Source organism: Paraburkholderia sp. CNPSo 3274, from assembly GCF_024206475.1.
In the GTDB taxonomy this organism is placed as follows: domain Bacteria; phylum Pseudomonadota; class Gammaproteobacteria; order Burkholderiales; family Burkholderiaceae; genus Paraburkholderia.
Map to the genome: position 1 here is coordinate 15,464 of NZ_JAMBPR010000079.1, position 17,102 is coordinate 32,565.

At 60.9% G+C, this 17,102-nt stretch carries 13 protein-coding genes; 4 read left to right on the forward strand and 9 right to left on the reverse strand.

The window, feature by feature from the left end:
• Nucleotides 1-54: 54 nt before the first annotated feature.
• Both M3I54_RS36170 and M3I54_RS36175 read right to left on the reverse strand, forming a co-directional pair.
• The gene (locus M3I54_RS36170) at nucleotides 55-843 is read right to left on the reverse strand and encodes an SDR family oxidoreductase (RefSeq protein ID WP_254344435.1); all 789 of its coding nucleotides are present in this window, start codon (nucleotides 841-843) and stop codon (nucleotides 55-57) included.
• Nucleotides 844-879: 36 nt separating this feature from the next.
• Nucleotides 880-2,124 (reverse strand): dienelactone hydrolase family protein, encoded by a 1,245-nt coding sequence (locus M3I54_RS36175; RefSeq protein ID WP_254344437.1) that lies wholly within the window; start codon nucleotides 2,122-2,124, stop codon nucleotides 880-882.
• Nucleotides 2,125-2,489: 365 nt separating this feature from the next.
• Here M3I54_RS36175 and M3I54_RS36180 point away from each other — a divergent pair, with 365 nt between their 5' ends.
• A complete protein-coding gene (locus M3I54_RS36180; protein WP_375542276.1) occupies nucleotides 2,490-3,503 on the forward strand; it encodes an AraC family transcriptional regulator in 1,014 nt (337 codons plus the stop codon).
• A gap of 374 nt (nucleotides 3,504-3,877) precedes the next feature.
• Here M3I54_RS36180 and M3I54_RS36185 read toward each other — a convergent pair whose 3' ends face one another.
• Both M3I54_RS36185 and M3I54_RS36190 read right to left on the reverse strand, forming a co-directional pair.
• A complete protein-coding gene (locus tag M3I54_RS36185; RefSeq protein ID WP_254344441.1) occupies nucleotides 3,878-5,206 on the reverse strand; it encodes a hypothetical protein in 1,329 nt (442 codons plus the stop codon).
• 119 nt (nucleotides 5,207-5,325) lie between these two features.
• The gene (locus M3I54_RS36190) at nucleotides 5,326-5,817 is read right to left on the reverse strand and encodes a hypothetical protein (RefSeq protein ID WP_254344443.1); all 492 of its coding nucleotides are present in this window, start codon (nucleotides 5,815-5,817) and stop codon (nucleotides 5,326-5,328) included.
• Nucleotides 5,818-5,936: 119 nt separating this feature from the next.
• Here M3I54_RS36190 and M3I54_RS36195 point away from each other — a divergent pair, with 119 nt between their 5' ends.
• Nucleotides 5,937-6,446: a hypothetical protein gene (locus M3I54_RS36195; protein ID WP_254344444.1), complete on the forward strand. Its 510-nt coding sequence runs from the start codon at nucleotides 5,937-5,939 to the stop codon at nucleotides 6,444-6,446.
• Nucleotides 6,447-7,022: 576 nt separating this feature from the next.
• Complete coding sequence (locus tag M3I54_RS36200) at nucleotides 7,023-8,225, forward strand: Fic family protein (RefSeq protein WP_254344445.1); 1,203 nt, start codon at nucleotides 7,023-7,025, stop codon at nucleotides 8,223-8,225.
• 415 nt (nucleotides 8,226-8,640) lie between these two features.
• Here M3I54_RS36200 and M3I54_RS36205 read toward each other — a convergent pair whose 3' ends face one another.
• The 3 genes from M3I54_RS36205 to M3I54_RS36215 all read right to left on the reverse strand — a co-directional run bounded on the left by M3I54_RS36205 (nucleotide 8,641) and on the right by M3I54_RS36215 (nucleotide 11,552).
• Entirely contained in the window at nucleotides 8,641-9,639 is a 999-nt protein-coding gene (locus tag M3I54_RS36205) for a tyrosine-type recombinase/integrase (RefSeq protein ID WP_254344448.1), read from the reverse strand.
• Nucleotides 9,640-9,726: 87 nt separating this feature from the next.
• The gene (locus M3I54_RS36210) at nucleotides 9,727-10,572 is read right to left on the reverse strand and encodes a tyrosine-type recombinase/integrase (protein WP_254344452.1); all 846 of its coding nucleotides are present in this window, start codon (nucleotides 10,570-10,572) and stop codon (nucleotides 9,727-9,729) included.
• On the reverse strand, nucleotides 10,569-11,552 hold the full coding sequence (locus M3I54_RS36215; protein ID WP_254344461.1) for a site-specific integrase: 984 nt from the start codon (nucleotides 11,550-11,552) through the stop codon (nucleotides 10,569-10,571). The genes M3I54_RS36210 and M3I54_RS36215 overlap by 4 nt, the downstream gene beginning before the upstream one ends.
• Before the next feature lie 689 nt (nucleotides 11,553-12,241).
• Here M3I54_RS36215 and M3I54_RS36220 point away from each other — a divergent pair.
• A complete protein-coding gene (locus tag M3I54_RS36220; protein WP_254344463.1) occupies nucleotides 12,242-12,805 on the forward strand; it encodes a hypothetical protein in 564 nt (187 codons plus the stop codon).
• A 1,308-nt stretch (nucleotides 12,806-14,113) separates the two neighbouring features.
• Here M3I54_RS36220 and M3I54_RS36225 read toward each other — a convergent pair.
• Both M3I54_RS36225 and M3I54_RS36230 read right to left on the reverse strand, forming a co-directional pair.
• The gene (locus M3I54_RS36225) at nucleotides 14,114-15,499 is read right to left on the reverse strand and encodes an MFS transporter (protein ID WP_254344465.1); all 1,386 of its coding nucleotides are present in this window, start codon (nucleotides 15,497-15,499) and stop codon (nucleotides 14,114-14,116) included.
• A gap of 89 nt (nucleotides 15,500-15,588) precedes the next feature.
• A complete protein-coding gene (locus M3I54_RS36230; protein ID WP_254344466.1) occupies nucleotides 15,589-16,755 on the reverse strand; it encodes a Xaa-Pro peptidase family protein in 1,167 nt (388 codons plus the stop codon).
• Nucleotides 16,756-17,102 lie beyond the last annotated feature (347 nt).

Genomic DNA, 17,102 nt, shown 5'->3' on the forward strand with positions numbered 1-17,102 from the left:
GCGAATACCTCGAAGTCGAAAGAGCAGGGAAGAATGTTTGCGAAGTGACGGGTGTTACTCAGCCAGTCTCGGAATGGCCGGCACGGCCTGTTCGGGGCCCATCGCCGAATATCCGCCATCGACGGCGTAGTCGGCCCCGGTCACGAAGCTGGCTGCATCGCTGCACAGGAAGGTGACGACATGCGCGATTTCCTCCGGGTTACCGACGCGTCCAAGCAGATGAAAGGGCGCGGCCACGCGGTCGGTCTTTGCGCGATCGCCATGCGTGAGTTCGTCCATCACGCGCGACCAGGTCCAGCCGGGCGAAACCGAATTCACGCGGATCCGGTCCTGGGACAGGTCCATCGCCATGTTGCGCGTGAGTGCCTTGAGCGCGGCTTTCGAGGTCGGGTAGAGCCAACGCCCCGTTTGAGCGCACTCGGCCGAGATCGAGCTGAAGTTGACGATCGATCCGCCGCCGCGCTCGACCATATACGGATGCACGGCCTTGACCAGCATGACCGCCGAGATCACGTTTACGTTCATCGCGGCGAGCCAGTCGTTTCGGCCTGCCTGGATGCCGTTGTCCACATAGCTGCAGGCCAGATTGACGAGGATGTCTATGCCGCCGAACTGCCGCGCGGATCTCGCAACCGCTTGCTCCAGCGCGCTATCGCTGGTGATGTCGGTTTCGATGAAGAGACCGTTGGCGCCGAGCGTCTCGGCTACGCGTCTGCCGTGCTGAACGTCGATATCGAGCACGACCACGCTGGCGCCGGCGGCAGCGAGATCCCGGGCGACAGCCGCGCCGATCAGCGTGGCGCCACCCGTCACGATGGCGGTTTTGCCTGCGAGTGAGGTCATGATGGCTTGCTCCATGATCTTGAGAGGATGATTCGGTCAGTTCGCGTCGTTGGCGGGACCGCTGTCCTGCCAGCGCTTCATCAGCGTGTTCGATGGGAGCGTTTCGTCGAGCAGTTTGCGGGCGGTATCAGCGCCTGTTGTGGGCAGTCCCGTCGGGTCGAGCAGGCCGATCTGCACCAGCACGCTGGCCTGGTCCCAGTAGATGTGCTCGTGGTAGAGCTTGTCGCCGCGGAATTTCACCACGGCAAGCAGCGGAATCTCGACGCGCTTGCCCGTCGGCGCAATGCCGGGCAGCATCCAGTCGATCTCGGTGGTATGCGTGAAGCAGAACAGCGTTTCGTCGACGATCTGCGTTGCCCCGATGGTGCGCGAAACCGGGATGATCGTCGTATCGGGCGGATTGGCGTGCACGAAGTGGTGGCGATAGAAGCGCTTCAACTCGGTGTAGCCTACGCCGCCCGTGAGCGTCGGAATATGGTTGACGTAGGGCTCGGCCACCATCGTCGCCATCGTGGCATCCACGTCGCGCGTCGCGAACTCGTGGGCGAGGTGTGCCTCCCACAGTGCAGAAAGATCGTATTGCGGCCCTATCGTCTTGCGAAACGCGGCTACCGCGCGCTCGTGCGCCATCATGGCCGAGGGCTTGTCAAAGTGGTCGCCCCCCTTACGGGCGAACGCGTGATCGACGCCCGGATAGACATACACTTCGACATTTTCGTTGTGGCCCAGCGCGGCCGTGATCTGCTGCTGCGCGTCGGCCGGGCAGAAGCGATCGAGCGCCGCGATATTCAGGACGACGCGCCCCTTTATGTTCGACGCTTCGTCCAGCGCCTTTTCAATACCCACGCCGTAGTAGCTGACCGCGCAAGCCACGGGAAGACGGCAGGCCGCGAGCCAGGCCAGTTTGCCGCCCAGGCAGAATCCGAGCACACCGGCCTCGCCGCGGCATTCGGGCAATGTCCGGAGTACGGCGAGCGTCGCGCCGATATCTTCGACACCCTGGTTTTCGTCGTATTGCTGATAGAGTTCGAACGCACGCGCAAAGCCGGCCTCCGTATAACCGAGTTCGATGCCCGGTTCGACGCGCCAGAACAGGTCGGGCACCAGCACGGTGTAGCCTTCCTCGGCGTAGTAGTCGGCCACGTCGCGCATGGTCGCGTTGACGCCGAAGATCTCCTGGCACAGCACAATTCCCGGCCCCGTGCCACTGGCAGGAGTTGCCAGGTAGGCCCGGAACGCGCCGCCTTCCGGTGCGGGAATATCGACGTATCTTCCTTTCATTGCGGGCTCTCCATCAGGGTTGTGTCTCGAATGCCCCCAGTGTTCTGCGACAAAACAATGGGCTCTATCCGTTTCATCCGATGGGTATCCGCGGAATCCAAAAACGTGCGAAACGAGGGAAAACCCCTGCCCAAGCGGGCGAGGGTAATTGAGGATGGCTGCCGCAGCAGGGCAGGCCTACAGTACGCAGCGGCCGGCAGAGGGCCAGTTCCTGCGCCTCTAGCGTCGCGCGGCTTGCTGGAGGCTTCTGGAGCGAGGAAACTATCCGGATCTCCCACGCGACTATCCGCTTCCTTCAGACGGTTCGTGGAGTCGGGAAAATCGCGCACGGATCAGGTGCGCGCAAACGTTCTTGGAGCGCTTCTATGGAGCATCTTCCCGCTGCGAATATGCTGGTCGGCGCGGCCTGCTTCAACAGCGACACCCTGTTACTCGAATCGGGCGACCTGAACGAGGTGCGCGAGTGCGTCGGCTCAGTGTTCAAGCCTCACAAGCTCGCGCTGCCGGGCGCTTCACACCAGTTGCCGAGCCGCATGTACCACGCCCGGCACGGTAGCCTGTCGCTCAATCTGCTCCACTATGACGGCGACGTGACGATCGATCCCGAACGTCTCGACAGCTTCTTCCTGTTGCAGATCCCCGTGAGCGGCGGTGCTGAAATCGAATGTGGGGATCGCCGATTCGATTCTTCGCCGGCCGTTGCGTCGCTCGTGTCGCCGACGCTGCCCTTGCGGATGCGCTGGATTCGTTGTCCGCAGGTTGTCCTGCGCATCGAGCGCGAAGCGATCGAGCGCCACTGCGCGCGCCATTTCGGCACTGAAGAGCGCGGAGCGGTGGAGTTCGAGCCTGCATTCGATCTAGCTTCACCATCGGGCATGTGCCTGTTGCCACTGCTTTCGGTGCTGGGGAACGCATTGAGCGATCCGGCGCACCCGCTGCGTCATCCACTCGCCTACGAGCAGTTCGAGTCGACCTTGCTCAACGCGCTCGTCTATGGGCAGCCCAACACGGCGCGCAGTGGCGCGCGGCCCTCGCGTGGACCACTTGCGCCGTTCTACGTGAAGCGGGTCGAGGAATACGTCCGCGCACATCTGCATGAACCCCTGACCATTGAGCGGCTCGCCGAGTTCGCAGGCGTAAGTGCAAGCACGCTGTTTTCCGGCTTCCGCAATTGCCACGGCGTAAGCCCGATGGCTTGGGTGCGTCAGCTGCGTCTTGAGCGTGTGCGCGATGAACTGCGCGGCGCGGCGGCTGAACCGATGTCCGTTACAGACGTCGCGTTCAAATGGGGGTTCGCCCACCTGGGCCGGTTCGCAATGGAGTACAAGCGGGTGTTTGGCGAATCGCCATCGGTTTCGCTACGAAACCGTTCCGGCTAGCGAACGGCAGACAGTCCGCGAGCGTCTCGTAGATTTAACATAAAGATAATGATCGCACAAATTTTGACATCCTAATTAAATAGCCGGATGTTTGGCGTCGATGTGGGCTTCAAATCGGCCCGCAATTGACTTGATTGCCTGACTGCTAAACGGGTGGGAGAGGGTGCCCGTCAGCGAACCTCAGGCCAACCACCACGCCTTCCGCAGTCGCTCTTTTCCGGCCAACGCGCGTTCGATCATCTCCATCGTTTCCGCCGCCTGTCTCTTCCTGCCTGGTGACGCTATCCGTTTTACGGCGTCGTTTCTGTTTGCGACCGCACCCAACCGGCGCACACGCTCGCGCGCCGCTTCAAACTGTGTTGATCAGTATTCGGTTATCCGACGACCAGATCGGCCTCGCGCAGCAGCGCCACAACGGTGCGCTCGGGCGCATGAAGCCGGAGCATCAGGTCCTGTACGAAGGTCGCCACCGATACTGCAGGATGGCCATCCTCAAAATATTCCAGAAGTCGCTGGACCTGGTTGACTGGAATCTCCAGCCGCACACGCTCCGAGCAGACGCGCAGGCCGCTGACACTCAACCTCGCATCTGGGTTCCACCGCAACGTCGAGAGCCCGTTGGGACGCGGCTCCGGCACCACGCGGAATTGCTGGTCAGGCAGTTCCGCCAGATAGCCCTGCGCGGTGAGCGCCCGGAGATATTGATGGACCGCCACCTTTTCAGCATCTTCGAACGCCGGAACGATTCTGTAGCGCATGTCGAGCCAGCCAAGCACCGTCAGCATCGTGAGGTCCCTGGTACTCGCGCCTTCAGCGGCGGGACGCACGAACTTGCCAAAGATGTCCGCTTTCCAGACTCGCGGGTCGACACAAAACGAGCCTTTTCCGGTCACGTCAATATCGACGGCATCCGGCCAGCGCTCGCATGGCTCGCCAAGCTGTTGCTCGAGGGCGCGGATCTTCTCCGCGACAGGCAGTTGCCGATAGGCTGCATCGGCCGCTAGCCCGCCGGCTTGCACCCATGGCGTGACGGCCACAGGCACCGACAGCTTCGCTGCAGGCTTTTCGCCCTCGCCAAAGAGCAGCGCCACTTCGGCCGGCCGCCGCTTCCGCTGCGCATGATGTTCGCGATTGCCGATCGCCGGGTGCCACAGCCAAACCTTGTTCGTTAGCCCATGCAGTACGACTTCCCGGAGATGGCCAATACCTAGCACTTCGCCTGGTTTCGGGATCGAGATTTCAAGCGCAGCGTAGCCAAGAGTCCGGATGGTCGATCGCGTCGATGCGTTGTACAGCGACTTGATGGCGATCTGGATGATCAGCGGTCCCGCCAGCGTCTCGGCAAAGAAGTCGACCGGGATTCCATCCACTGTGGTGCGGACTGACGCCAGACCCCATTCTTCAATCATGTGGCGCTTGCCATGTCCAGTACCTTTCTGTGTCAGCGCAGGAGCGACGACGAACCGGCTCTCGGTAAGCAGTTGCACCGCTGCGGCGTGCAGTGCGCGCTGCGCACCAAGCTCGCAGGCAGCAGGACGCACGTGCCGGAAGTCCGCTTGAGAAGCGTCTTGACGACACAGGGTGACCTCGCCACCGCAGCCGGCGCAATAGAAGATCGCCGGGCCAACGGACGGCAGGTCGTTCGCCGCGACCAACTGACCCGCCCTGTTCCTGGCGAAAGCCATGTGCGAACTAAAAGCCATTAGATGTCCTTTGCGAACCACAAGTGGTGGGAGACTCGCCGCGAGTGAGGTCGTGCCTGACTTCTACCACATTTGAGCAAATGGAATGAGATACGACAATACGACACGGTCGCGAAAATTCACGGATGGCCGCCGTCGACATAATCGAGCACGCGCACACCGGTTTTGCCCGCGTGCTCGCAGTGCAAGCGCCGGCGTACTGCTGCAGCGTGTCCTTCCGGGCCACCGGCATGGCGAGTACCAGCGTCTCCAGTGCCGGGTGGCCGAAACCCTCGCCTGCCTGCCGGTCGCCAGCACGACCCGCGGCGTGCCAGCGGCCAGCGCGTCAAAGGCCGCGAGCTGTGCCGCACGCGCCTTTTTCGCGAGGCGCCCATGCAGCACGAACTGCGGCTGTACCGGTCCGCCAGAGCCTGCTGCAAGCGTTCGAGATGGTCTGTGCGCTCGGTGAGCACCAGTACCTTGCGCCCCTGCCCGTACTGCGCAATGATGGTTGCGGCGATCATCTGCATGCGTGCCGCGACCTGCGCGAGATGCGCGAACACTGTCTGGTTCGGCGCTTCAGCCGCGACGTCCACCGCTGCGGTGAGCCTTTGCGGGAGCGCTTCCAGCAATTGGGGGCGCCGGCTCGCAGGCGAGACGTGTGCCGGATCGGCCCGCACAGTATGAACATGACGGGCTGCTGGCTGTCGCGCCGCACCGGCGTCGCGGTCAGACCCAGCACATAGCGCGCATGAACGGTCTTGAGCACCGCCTCGAAGGAATCCGCCGGGACGTGGTGACATCAACTGAAGCACAACTCAGCGACAGACGGGAGTTTTACGACAGGCAGAAGGAAAGTCAGGACAAAACCTGCGTCATGGAAAAGTACACGCCCGATTGCGCGCCCGCACCTGGATCATGGCTCGAACTCGATGAACAGGAGCGAATTTCTCTCGTCGAAACGTATCACCGCGTCGCCCGGATCAAACTTCCCAACGTCACGGCACACGCTGCGTTCCACGTGATCGTCGAAAACCAGATTGCCCTGAACCTTGAGCCCGTGGTCCGGGCGATGCATCGACTCAGGAACCAGGGACTGTCGAGACACGATGCTATCCACGCCATCAGCTCAGTCGTCGCAGAGCATCTGTTCGATATTTTGAAGACGGACCGGAACGAAAACCCTGAAGCTTCGCAGGCGTCTTACTACGCGGCGGTGGAGCGATTGACCGCGGCGCATTGGCACAAAGGCGAACACTGATGCGGATACCATCGAAGCTTCAGCCGTGGTTTGAAGCGCGGCAGCGTTTCAGGTTGAGCCACGCTCATATCCAGATGGTCCGCGAACTGGGATTGAATCCCCGACGATTCGGGACGCTGGCTAACGGGCAGCAGGAACTGTGGAAGCGTCCCCTCGCGGAATTTATTGCACATTGCTACCACAAGCGTTTTGGTCGCACTACGCCAGAACACGTGCAATCTCTCGAAGAGGCCGTGAAGCGTGCGGAAGGGCGGCGCAGCGAGCGAAGGGAAAGAAAGGCGAACCGGGCGGTTCCACCGTGAACAACCCGCCCGCTGTCCCGCAAAAGAGATCGGGCTTCACTGACCGGGCCGCAGCCCGGCCTCGTCGCCGTGACAGACCGGCGAAAAATTGCCGGACCACAGGTGGCGGTAACCAGGGTATGACGGGAATGGGCACGGCAGCGGACGACCGCCTGCGCGGGCGAGGGCGACGGGTTGGGGGAAGATCGTTGTTTAAGGCCGCTTAAATAAGCTTCAGCGCTAATTAAGCCAAAGGCGTAATGCTTAATTAATGACCCATTGTCATAATTCATCCATGGCTGACGAGAGTACAACAAATCCCCGGCTGGGCCGATTCGTCGAAACCGCCGTAGGCGGTGAGATTGCGAGCGCATTCGTGCCGCCGCCCCTACCGCCCGAACCTCCTATTGACGTCTTGAGTCTGCTTGACCGGCTCAGCCTTGCCGAGCGGGCGGTCGGGCGGCTGGACGGCATTACGATGCTTCTCCCGCGGCAGGAGCTTTTCCTCTACATGTATGTGCGCAAGGAGGCCGTGCTTTCGTCCCAGATCGAGGGCACCCAGTCCACCTTGACCGATTTGCTTCGTTTCGAAACCGAGGCACAGGCCGGCCAACCCATCGACGACGTCCGGGAGGTGTCGAACTACGTTGACGCGATGATGTATGGGCTGCACCGGCTCCAGGAGTTGCCGCTCTCCCTGCGGTTAATCCGCGAGATGCATGCGCGCCTGCTTCAAAGTGGGCGGGGCGGCACTAAAAGCCCTGGCGAGTTCCGCAGGTCCCAGAACTGGATCGGCGGGACCCGACCCGGCAACGCCCAATATGTGCCGCCGCCCGTGAACGAGCTCGACCCCTGTCTTGATGCACTTGAAAAGTTCATGCATGAGGACCGCTCGCGCTTGCCGGCGCTGATCAAGGCCGGACTTCTTCATGTCCAGTTCGAGACGATCCACCCGTTTCTTGACGGCAACGGCCGCATTGGCCGGCTGCTCGTCACCCTGTTCCTCAAGGTGCATGGGGTTTTGCACTCGCCGCTCCTCTACCTGAGTCTCTACCTCAAGACGCACCGGGGGGACTACTATCGGCTCCTGCAGGAGGTGCGTGAACGCGGTGCCTGGGAACCCTGGCTCGAGTTCTTCCTCGACGGCGTGGCGGAGACAGCAAACCAGGCGCTTGATGCTGCAACACGAATCGTCGGCCTGTTCAAGGAAGACCGGGAGCGGATCACTGCGGAGAGCGAGCGAGCCGGATCGGCCCTGCGCGTCCATGACCTGCTTCAACAGAATCCATTCCTTACTGCCAACCTGCTGGTTGAACGTACCGGCCTCAGTGCGCCGACGGTCAATGCTGCACTTGCCGACCTGGAACGGCTCGGTGTGGTGGAGGAAGTAACGGGGCGCCGGCGCGGACGCGTGTTCGGCTATCGGCGTTATCTCGCCATCCTTGGCGAAGGCACGGACCCGCTTCCCGCTCAACAGGACCAGACTCCCGGCGGGTAGCGCCCCGGCCATCCCAAAGCGTCATCCTCTCCGGCTCCGGATCCACCGGCCCGGCTTTTCGTGAGCTTTTCCCGTGCAAGCGCTCGTCGTTGTCGACGCGGGCGCCAGGGACGGGCGGGTGGTAGCGCCGAAAAAATTGAACGATTAGCTATGTTTGAGGGCGGCAAGGGTGTCGACCACTAAAAAGAATGTAATGGCTGTGTAACGCTGGCAAGCTCGGCGTGAAAGCTTGCGCGATGAAGAGAACAGATCGCTTCATGAACGTCATCGTTTTCCTGCCACAGAGGGGGGCGAACAAGGTAAGCACTTATGCGCTGCAGAGGATAAACGCTTTTAGGCACAGTTCCCGGTTACGCCCAGCTTGGCTGGCCAACGACCCTGGGACATGGGTCGTCGGCCACAACACTGTAGATAATCAGAGCTGTTGGAGGAAAGCGAGCACGCAATCGGAAGGCTTGAAACGGAACGAAGCGGATTCAGCCGGTGTCAGTTTCTCGAGCGCCCGCTCCTTGGTTGCCAGATCGGCATCGATGTAGACGTGGGTCGTTTCGATGCTCTCGTGTCCGAGCCAGAGGGCAATGATGCTGATATCGACGCCCGACTGCAGCAGATGCATGGCTGTCGAGTGACGAACGACATGCGGCGAAATTCGCTTATCGATCAGGGTCGGGCATTGCGCGCCAGCTTGATCGACTGCCTGCTGCAGGATGTAATCGACGCCGTTGCGCGACAACTCCCGACCGCGATGACTGGGAAACGCAATCGGCGTGCGGGAGCTCTCCAGTTCATGGAACCACGTCTTCAATACGCGGGCCGTGTTTGACCACAGCGGGATGCTTCTCTCCTTGCGGCCCTTGCCCATCAAGTTGATCAGCGCGCTGCCGCCGAACTGGACCTGCTCCTGTCGGAGTGTGGTGATTTCGGAAACGCGTGCGCCGGTGTTGTACATCGTCAGCAGCAGCGCGTAGTCGCGACGTCCGCGCCATAGGGACCGGTCAGGCGCTGCAAGCAGTGCATCGATTTCGGCGCGGGTGAGCGCCTCCACGAGCCGCCGATCGGTCCGCTTCGACGGAATTGCGAGTACTCGGGTGGCCAACCCCACGGACTCCGGATCGCACAGCGCTACCCATTGGAAAAAGCTGTGAATCGCTGCGAGCCTTGCGTTGCGCGATCGCGCTGAATTGTGCCTCTGAACTTCAAGGTAGTCGAGAAACAACAGGATCACGGGCGCATCAAGTACGGACAGGCGCAGTGACGAGGGTTCTATGCGCGTTTTATCCCAGACAAACTGGAGCAGCAGACGGAACGTATCCCGGTAGCTCGATACCGTTCTTGGGCTGACGTGCTTATGGGCAAGCAGATGCTCGACGAAGAAACCTTGCAGCAACGGGCCGATCATGGTGGTAGTCTTCATGACTTCTCTCCAAGACTTGCATACTGCCGAAATGTCAACGCCGCAGTAGCCAGCAGTGCCGGCGTCGCGGTCAGATACCAGTACGTTTCAGCGGGACTGACATGCCCGAGATAAACGGACAGATTCGGAATCCATTGCTGAACAGGCGCCCGTCAAGCGCTCGACGGCAAAGGTATGCCGCAGGCTGTGTAGCGTTGGCGGCCGGTTGCCCGAAGACGGCAGCATGTCGAGCCGTTGAGCGGTACGCGTGAACCAGTTCGCGAAGAACCCGCAGTTGATTGCCGTTCCGATCTCGGACATGAAGAACAGATCCGAGAGTCCTGCGTAGCCGAGTTTCTGGCGCAGCAGAGCGTAGGCCCTTAACTTCTCGGAGGTCGTCGGGTGCAGAGGCACTATTCTCGATTTGCGAAACTTGGTCTCGAGGACCGAGATCCTCGGCGGATCGTCGTCAAGTAGCACGTCGTCGACCGTCAATCGAATGGCCTCGCCCGCCCGGATACCAGTGCTGGCCAGCAGGCCAATCATCGATACGTACACGTGCGGTCGCAATGTGCGACGAGGCCGCATTGCCGCGGCGGCATCCAGAAGACGGACGAGTTCCTCCTTGGTGAAGATGTAGGGCCTATGCCGCCGCGGTCGCGCAAGCAATCCGGTTCCAGGAACCTGTGTTTCCGGAACGCTCGCGCGCAGGTAGTACAAAAAACGCCGGGCCGTAGAAAGGCGGCTTGCCTGCCCAGCGGGGCTGCGGACAGACGACGGCCCGCATGCCCAATCAACTGCAAGCCGCGCATCGATTGGCCACCTATCCGCGGCGATTGCATATTCAATGAAGCTTCTGAGCACCGCCTTTCTGGCTGCATCGTTGAAGCCGAGCGCTTCTCGAACAGCAAGATAAGCGTCAAGATGATCGCGTAGCTCGGGATGTCCGTTCATGATCGTACTCCCGGCCAAGGCAAGGCCACGTGTGCGAGCGTCGCCAGGTCGAGCTTCGCGTAGATCGCCGTCGTCCCCAGCGAAACATGTCCCAGCACGTCGGCAACTTCCTTGAAACTTGCACCTCTGCATACCATCTGGGTGGCCGCCGTGTGACGCAACGCATGTGCTGCAGCTGGGATGCCCTCCACGCCGGCACGGCTCATTGCACGTCGGACCGTTCTCGACACGACAGATGAATCGAGAATAGGGCCGTACGGCTCTTTGGTGCTCAGGAAAACCGCCCTGCAGGAACTGGAGGGACGTCCGCGTTGAAGGTAAGCGCAAAGCGCCTCACCCACATCGTGAGGCAAGGGAAGTCGGCGTTCGCGATGAGACTTCCCCGGACGAATGCGCACGCAGCCCTCGATCCAGTTGATATCGTCGAGCATCAGATACCTGAGCTCGCAGGCCCGAACGCCCATTCGTGCCAGGACCAGCAACATTGCCCGATTGCGCAACTCATGGGCGCTGCCGTCGAGCGCTGCTCCGAGAACGCGCTCAGTCTCCTCTGCAGTGAGATGAACCGGCAGAGATGCGTACTTCCACTGAGGAATCGAGGGAATCGCGGCTTCGAGCTCACGGCCGGCCATGCCGCAAAACACCAGATACCGGAGCCAGGCTCGCAGTGCAGTCCCGGGCTTCTTGCGAGAGTGTCCGTGAAGGCGCGCAGCCTCCTGGCGAATAAAGGCGGTGAGCCATTCCGCGCGCGGGACCCACCGCTCACGGTCTGCCACCAGGCAGTACTGCGCCAAAAACCGCCGTACAAAGAAGAGATACTCGCGACGGGTCGCGTGCGCCAAGCCAACGACATGAGACAGGTGATGATCGAACTCGCCAACCCAACGGTTCAGTTCACCGGTTACTTCTGCCTGCACCGCCGGCTTGCTTTTACCTCGCGTTCTGGTGCCGGACGGATTTAGGTACGGGGCATTGTTCATGAGCTTCTCCGATCGGCCGAAATGGCCGATCGGAGAAGCTTGCTCTGATTATGCGAGGACGTTTCCAGTCCCAGCCAGCGCCCATCAATGCGCAGCAACCCTAGTGAATCGCAGTTGCCCGCGAGCTGGGCGTAACCGGGAACTGTGCCTAAAAGCACTTATGCGCTGCAGAGGATAAGTGCTTACCTTGCCGCTACCGCTATCCGGAGCATCGGCAGACACCCTCCCGACCGCCGCTTCCGGGTCTGAAGGAGAAGCGCCTTCCGCGCCGCGGCACTTGCCGTGGCGGTCACCTATCGCAAGCGTCGTACGGTCGAGCCTCGGTGACATCCTCATCCCCACCCGAAGGGGCTTCGTGAAAGGCCTTTAGAGCCGACATCGGGGGTTTCAGCGCAATCCTGCAACGCGCGAGGATACTGCTTCCTTTTGCGATGCAAGATGGTTTTGCTTTCTGCGGTAGGTTCCCTACCCGCAGTGTTTCCCGATATTCCTGAAGCACGAGGCTCGCGTTTCACAGAAGACTCTACGGTCACACGCGTTGATTGTCCGCGTTATTCATCTAGCAGTTCAGCAAGCTGTTGCCTATAAACAAGCGTACGCGGAAGGGAAGGTGAGGCACGGCTAGCGACGCGCGCAAGCCGTAAACTGGCAGACGAGCGCGGCAATCATGGCCTTGGAAAGGAGGGTGTATGTCGAAAGAAGAAAAGTCGGCATTTGAGGAAGCCGATCTCGGCTTGGGTGCGGTGGAAAAGGTAATCAAGCTGCTCAAGCCCTTGTTCGGCATAGCAATTCCAGATTTCAAGGAAGCCGCCCGCGGCTTCGAAGAAATCTGCAAAAGGATACTCGACGCCAATGAGAGCCTTGCTCGGTGGATTACAAAATTCAGGGACTTCGATTTCACCGATCCGAAGGCTGATAAAAAGTTTAGGAAACTGGCGGCAAAATACAAAGCGTTGAAGACCGGCCGAGAGTACCAAAAACTAAAGTTCGACTGCGGCAAGATCGGCGAGGTGTACCACACACATGTACGGGGCAAGTTAAAGGATCTATTCGGTGGCACGAAACTGGGCGAAGCGGAGAAAATTTTCGACCAACTCGCAACTGCGGACGTGAAATACTACGGCGAAAAATTAAGCGTGGCGGATGTCGCTGACAAACTCGGCATTCCAGATGCATGCGGCCGAACGTCATGCGAAGGCAATTCGCCGCTGCGTTCGCGAACTACAGAAGAACGGGTTGACGGCGCTCGATAAGCGGCTTGATGAGATCGTTAGTTGGTAACTGTTTAAGATTGCGCATCGCCGGCGCTATAAACGGTGCGCCCCTTCGCCTACGCTAAGCGCACTTCGGAGGTCCTGCGCATTAGCACTGCGTCACAGGGGCGCATTCGGTCCATATGCGCGTCAATTGCCCTTATAGATGTCGCAGGACAAGCCGGTGATGCAGAGGGCACCGGTTCGTGGATCCCGTTCTCCACGGGACGTACCCGCTCCGTATGTTCCCATTGGTGCTCCGCCCCTTGAAGCGTCGGACTGGTATTGTCCCGATGCGTTGGTGGCTGCGGGTTGATCGGGCATGGGTTGCTGAGAGGGCGATGCCGGGGTAGCGGACTGACCGTAGGCTAAGCTGCCCATGGAAAGCAGTACGCTTCCACCAATCACTAGAAATAGCGACTTCATGATCAGGTACTCCATCGACTCAAACGTCGTTTCCACGCTTTCGATTCGACAGGTAGGCCGCCTTTGTCCGCGAGTCGTTGGAGCGATAAATGCTCGAAGGCCGCGAAGATTTCGGGTGCCATGAGGCTCGCGCAGTGTATGGCGAGGCGGTGATTTCAGCCGTCGTGCGACCGCAGGCTCGCACACTCCGCGCGCGGGTAGCGCTGGACGCAAGCTTCACTACGTCTAGCTAGTTATAGGCCCTTCAGTTGCCAAATTCCATACAATCGCGCAAAGAGATCCGCGTAACAGGGTCCCTCCCTTTAGCAAGCCACTTGTACTTTGGCTTCTTGGCGGTAGTCCCAGCCCGTTCTTCAAATCGGTCCACATCGAGATCAGTGAAGGAAAAAGGCGGGCCCGCGCATGTTCAAACAGTATGGTATGGATTCGCGCGCACGCACGCTGCCGTCCAATCCGCGGTCAAGACGAACAATTGGACGTTCTCCGAATCATTGGCGACAGCCCCGACCGTTGCAGTGTTTAGCAGTGCTCCATCCGTGCTTTCATCCTGCTACCGTTCCGGCGCGCCCCACTTGCGTTGAGTTCCCATAGCGAGGTAGGTGAGATTGCATCTACGTGACATGCAGAAAGGACTCCGACACACATTGACTAGTACGCCTTCCATCACATGGCAGGTGTCGGTTCCTGAGCCGACGGTCGAGTGCCCCTATGTGCGCTTTGGTCGCTTACCGCCTTTTTGGCGTCGGCGTCGTCCCCGGACACGAAGAAGGCTGTGTCGCGATAAGGGGAGCGAGACGTGGCGAGTTCAGGGATGAGAAGTACTGCTTATATCATCAGCTGCGGCCAGATCATACACGCCGTCACGGCCTGACCGAGTTGCGCTCAGCGCGACAAAGGATGCGGCGGGTGCGCGCACGCATGGGTATCCAGCGCTGCGGCCGCTTCATCTTCCGGCTCCGCGGACAGATTCCGCTTGAAAGTCTCGGCGAGGAAAAACGCGCACACCAGGCTCAGCAACCCCGTCGCCGCGATATAGATCGAAATGGGCAGCGTCTGGCCATACGTCGCGAACAGGTAGGTGGCGATCAATGGCGTCGGTCCTGACGTGATGATGCCGGCGACCTGATACGGCAGTGACGCACCCGTATAGCGCACCCGCGTACCGAACAGTTCAGCAAACCACGTCGATTGCACGCCGTACACCGACGCCTGGCTCAACGCGATACCGCAGACGTACGCGACGAAAATCAAAGTCGGATTGCGTGTCTCAAGCAACGGAAAGAATGCGAATCCATAGATCGCCACGAACACCGCGCCTAGCATGAAGACGCTCCGGCGTCCGATCATGTCCGATAGTTTGCCGAACAGCGGCAGCGTGATCAGCGCAAACGCACAGCCCACAATGATGGCGTTCAGCAGTAGTCCACGCGACAAGCCGAGCCGCGTCGTTCCGTAGACCAGCACGAACACGTTGATCACGTTGAAGGTAATGTCGACCGCGAAGCGCGTGCCGATCGTCAGCACGAGGTCTTTCGGATGCCGGCGCAGCAATTCGATCAGCGGCGCCTTCACGACCTGCTTGCTCGCCTTGATCTGTTCGAATACCGGCGACTCCATGACGCGCAGGCGGATGAACAAGCCAATCGCGATCAGCGCGACGCTCAGCAGGAACGGCAGGCGCCATCCCCACGAATAGAACGCGTCTGACGGCATACTCGACACGGCTTTGAACACCGCCGTCGAGAGCATCAGCCCAAGCGGCACGCCCAATTGCGGGAACGCGCCGAAGAAGCCTCGCTTCCTGGCCGGCGCCGTTTCGACCACCATCAGCACCGCGCCGCCCCATTCGCCGCCGACGCCGAGCCCTTGCAGGAAGCGCATCGCCACCAGCAGGATCGGCGCCCAGACGCCGATCGACGCGTAAGTCGGCAGCAAGCCGATCACGAAGGTGCCGACGCCCATGATCGTCAGCGTTGCGACGAGCGTCGCCTTACGTCCGATTCGGTCGCCAAAGTGCCCGAAAAACACGGCGCCGAAAGGCCGGGCGAGATAGCCGACCGCAAAACTGCCGAACGCCGCGATGGTGCCGACCATCGGATCGAACGAGGGGAAAAACAGCTTGGCGAAGACCAGCGCCGAAGCGGTGGCATAAAGAAAAAAGTCGTACCACTCGATGGCGGTCCCGACCACCGAAGCGACCAGCACACGGTTGACGGCCGAACGGCTGATAACCGGCGCGTTGCCGGATGAAACGGGCGATGTGTTCATGTCTCCTCCCTTCTCTGGGAATCTATGTTTTGAACTGCTGCGTGTCGGCGGCGCGGGTTCGCCGGCACGTTGCGATAAATTCGCTCTGCTCACCAGTGCAGTTCCATCGGGAACTGGTCGAGCGTTTCGACGCCGCCCGAGGTCAACCGCACGATACGTTCCGTGCGCAAACCGCCGACGTTCGGCACCGTGATCGTCGCCTTCAGGGTAAAGACCATGTTTTCCTGCAGCACGGTCTTGTTGCCCGGCCCGATCCACGGCGCTTCTTCTTCCGGGTCCATGCCGGTGCCGTGACCGGTGCCATGGCCGCGCGCTTCGCTTGAGTATTGCTCGTAGTTCGATTTCACCAGCGCCTGCTGGATCACCGCGTTCAGTTCCATGGCCGCCATCCCGGGACGCGCGGCGGCAAGCCCCGCTTCGACCGCGCGCGCCGCTGCCGCGACGATTGCCATCTTCTCGGGATTCGCCGGACCGTAGGTGAAACCGCGTCCGCCATCGGCCACGTACCCACGATAACGCGCACCGATGTCGGTCATGATCAGGTCGCCCGGTTGCAGGATGCGGTCGGTGGGGCGCGCCAGGTTATATGCCGAGCGCGGACCGGATTGCACCATCGAATCGAACGCGGTCCGGTCCGCTCCTCCCGCGAGCATCGCGCGGTCAGCGATTAAGGCGAGTTCACGCTCGGTGTAGGGACGGCCGTCGGCGAGCGCGTCGCGAATCGCGGCCATCGCCGAATCGGTCAAGGCGGCGGCTTTGCGCATCAGCGCGACCTCGGCGTCGCTCTTGATCGCCTTGATTTCGGCCAGCACCATCGTCGGTTCGAGCTTCAGTTCGCCGAGACCGGCGTTCAGGCGCTGCAACAGGTCCGCGGGGATGTAGGCGGCGCCGGCGAGGCCGACCGTGCCGCTGCGGTGCCGCGCCGAAAATGCCTGCACCTGTTGCGTAACTTCACGCAGGCTGCGCACCTCGAAGGCGGTCACGCTCGTCGCGTAATCGAAGCATTGATCCGACACGAACAGCACGGGGTCGCCGTCCACGGGCAGCAGCAGGACCGCGTTGGCGATGTCCGATACGCCGTCGAGCGGACGGAACTCGGTAAAGTAGCCGATGTTCGCGCCACGCCAGCAATCCCCGAAGGCGAGCAGGCCGACCAGGCCCGCCTTGTCGAGTGCGCTGCGAACCCTGGCGACGCGGCCGAGGAACTCGTCGGTAGTGATGCCTTCCGGCGGAACGTCTGCGGTACGGATGTTCATTGCGTCTTCGTCTCCTGTGCGGCTGCATGCGCGGATGCTGGATGCAGCCGGTCTCAATGCCCATGATGGGAATTCGCCCGCCATGGAATGCAGGCCGTTCGTAAGCGGCAGTTTCTCCTCACATAGATCCTGATCTGAAAACAGCGCAGGATGTGTCCACGGTTTTTTAATGGACACACCCTTCATGGACGAGAACTGCGCAGATTTTTTGCCCTTGCGTGCGACCAACGTTGGTGTCGAAGGCAAGCGGACTTTCGACAAGCGTGACAAACAGAGGCTGATTGAAGCCTGCCTGAAGCCGGGCGTGTCGATCGCGGGTATGGCGCTGAAGGCGGGCGTGAACGCCA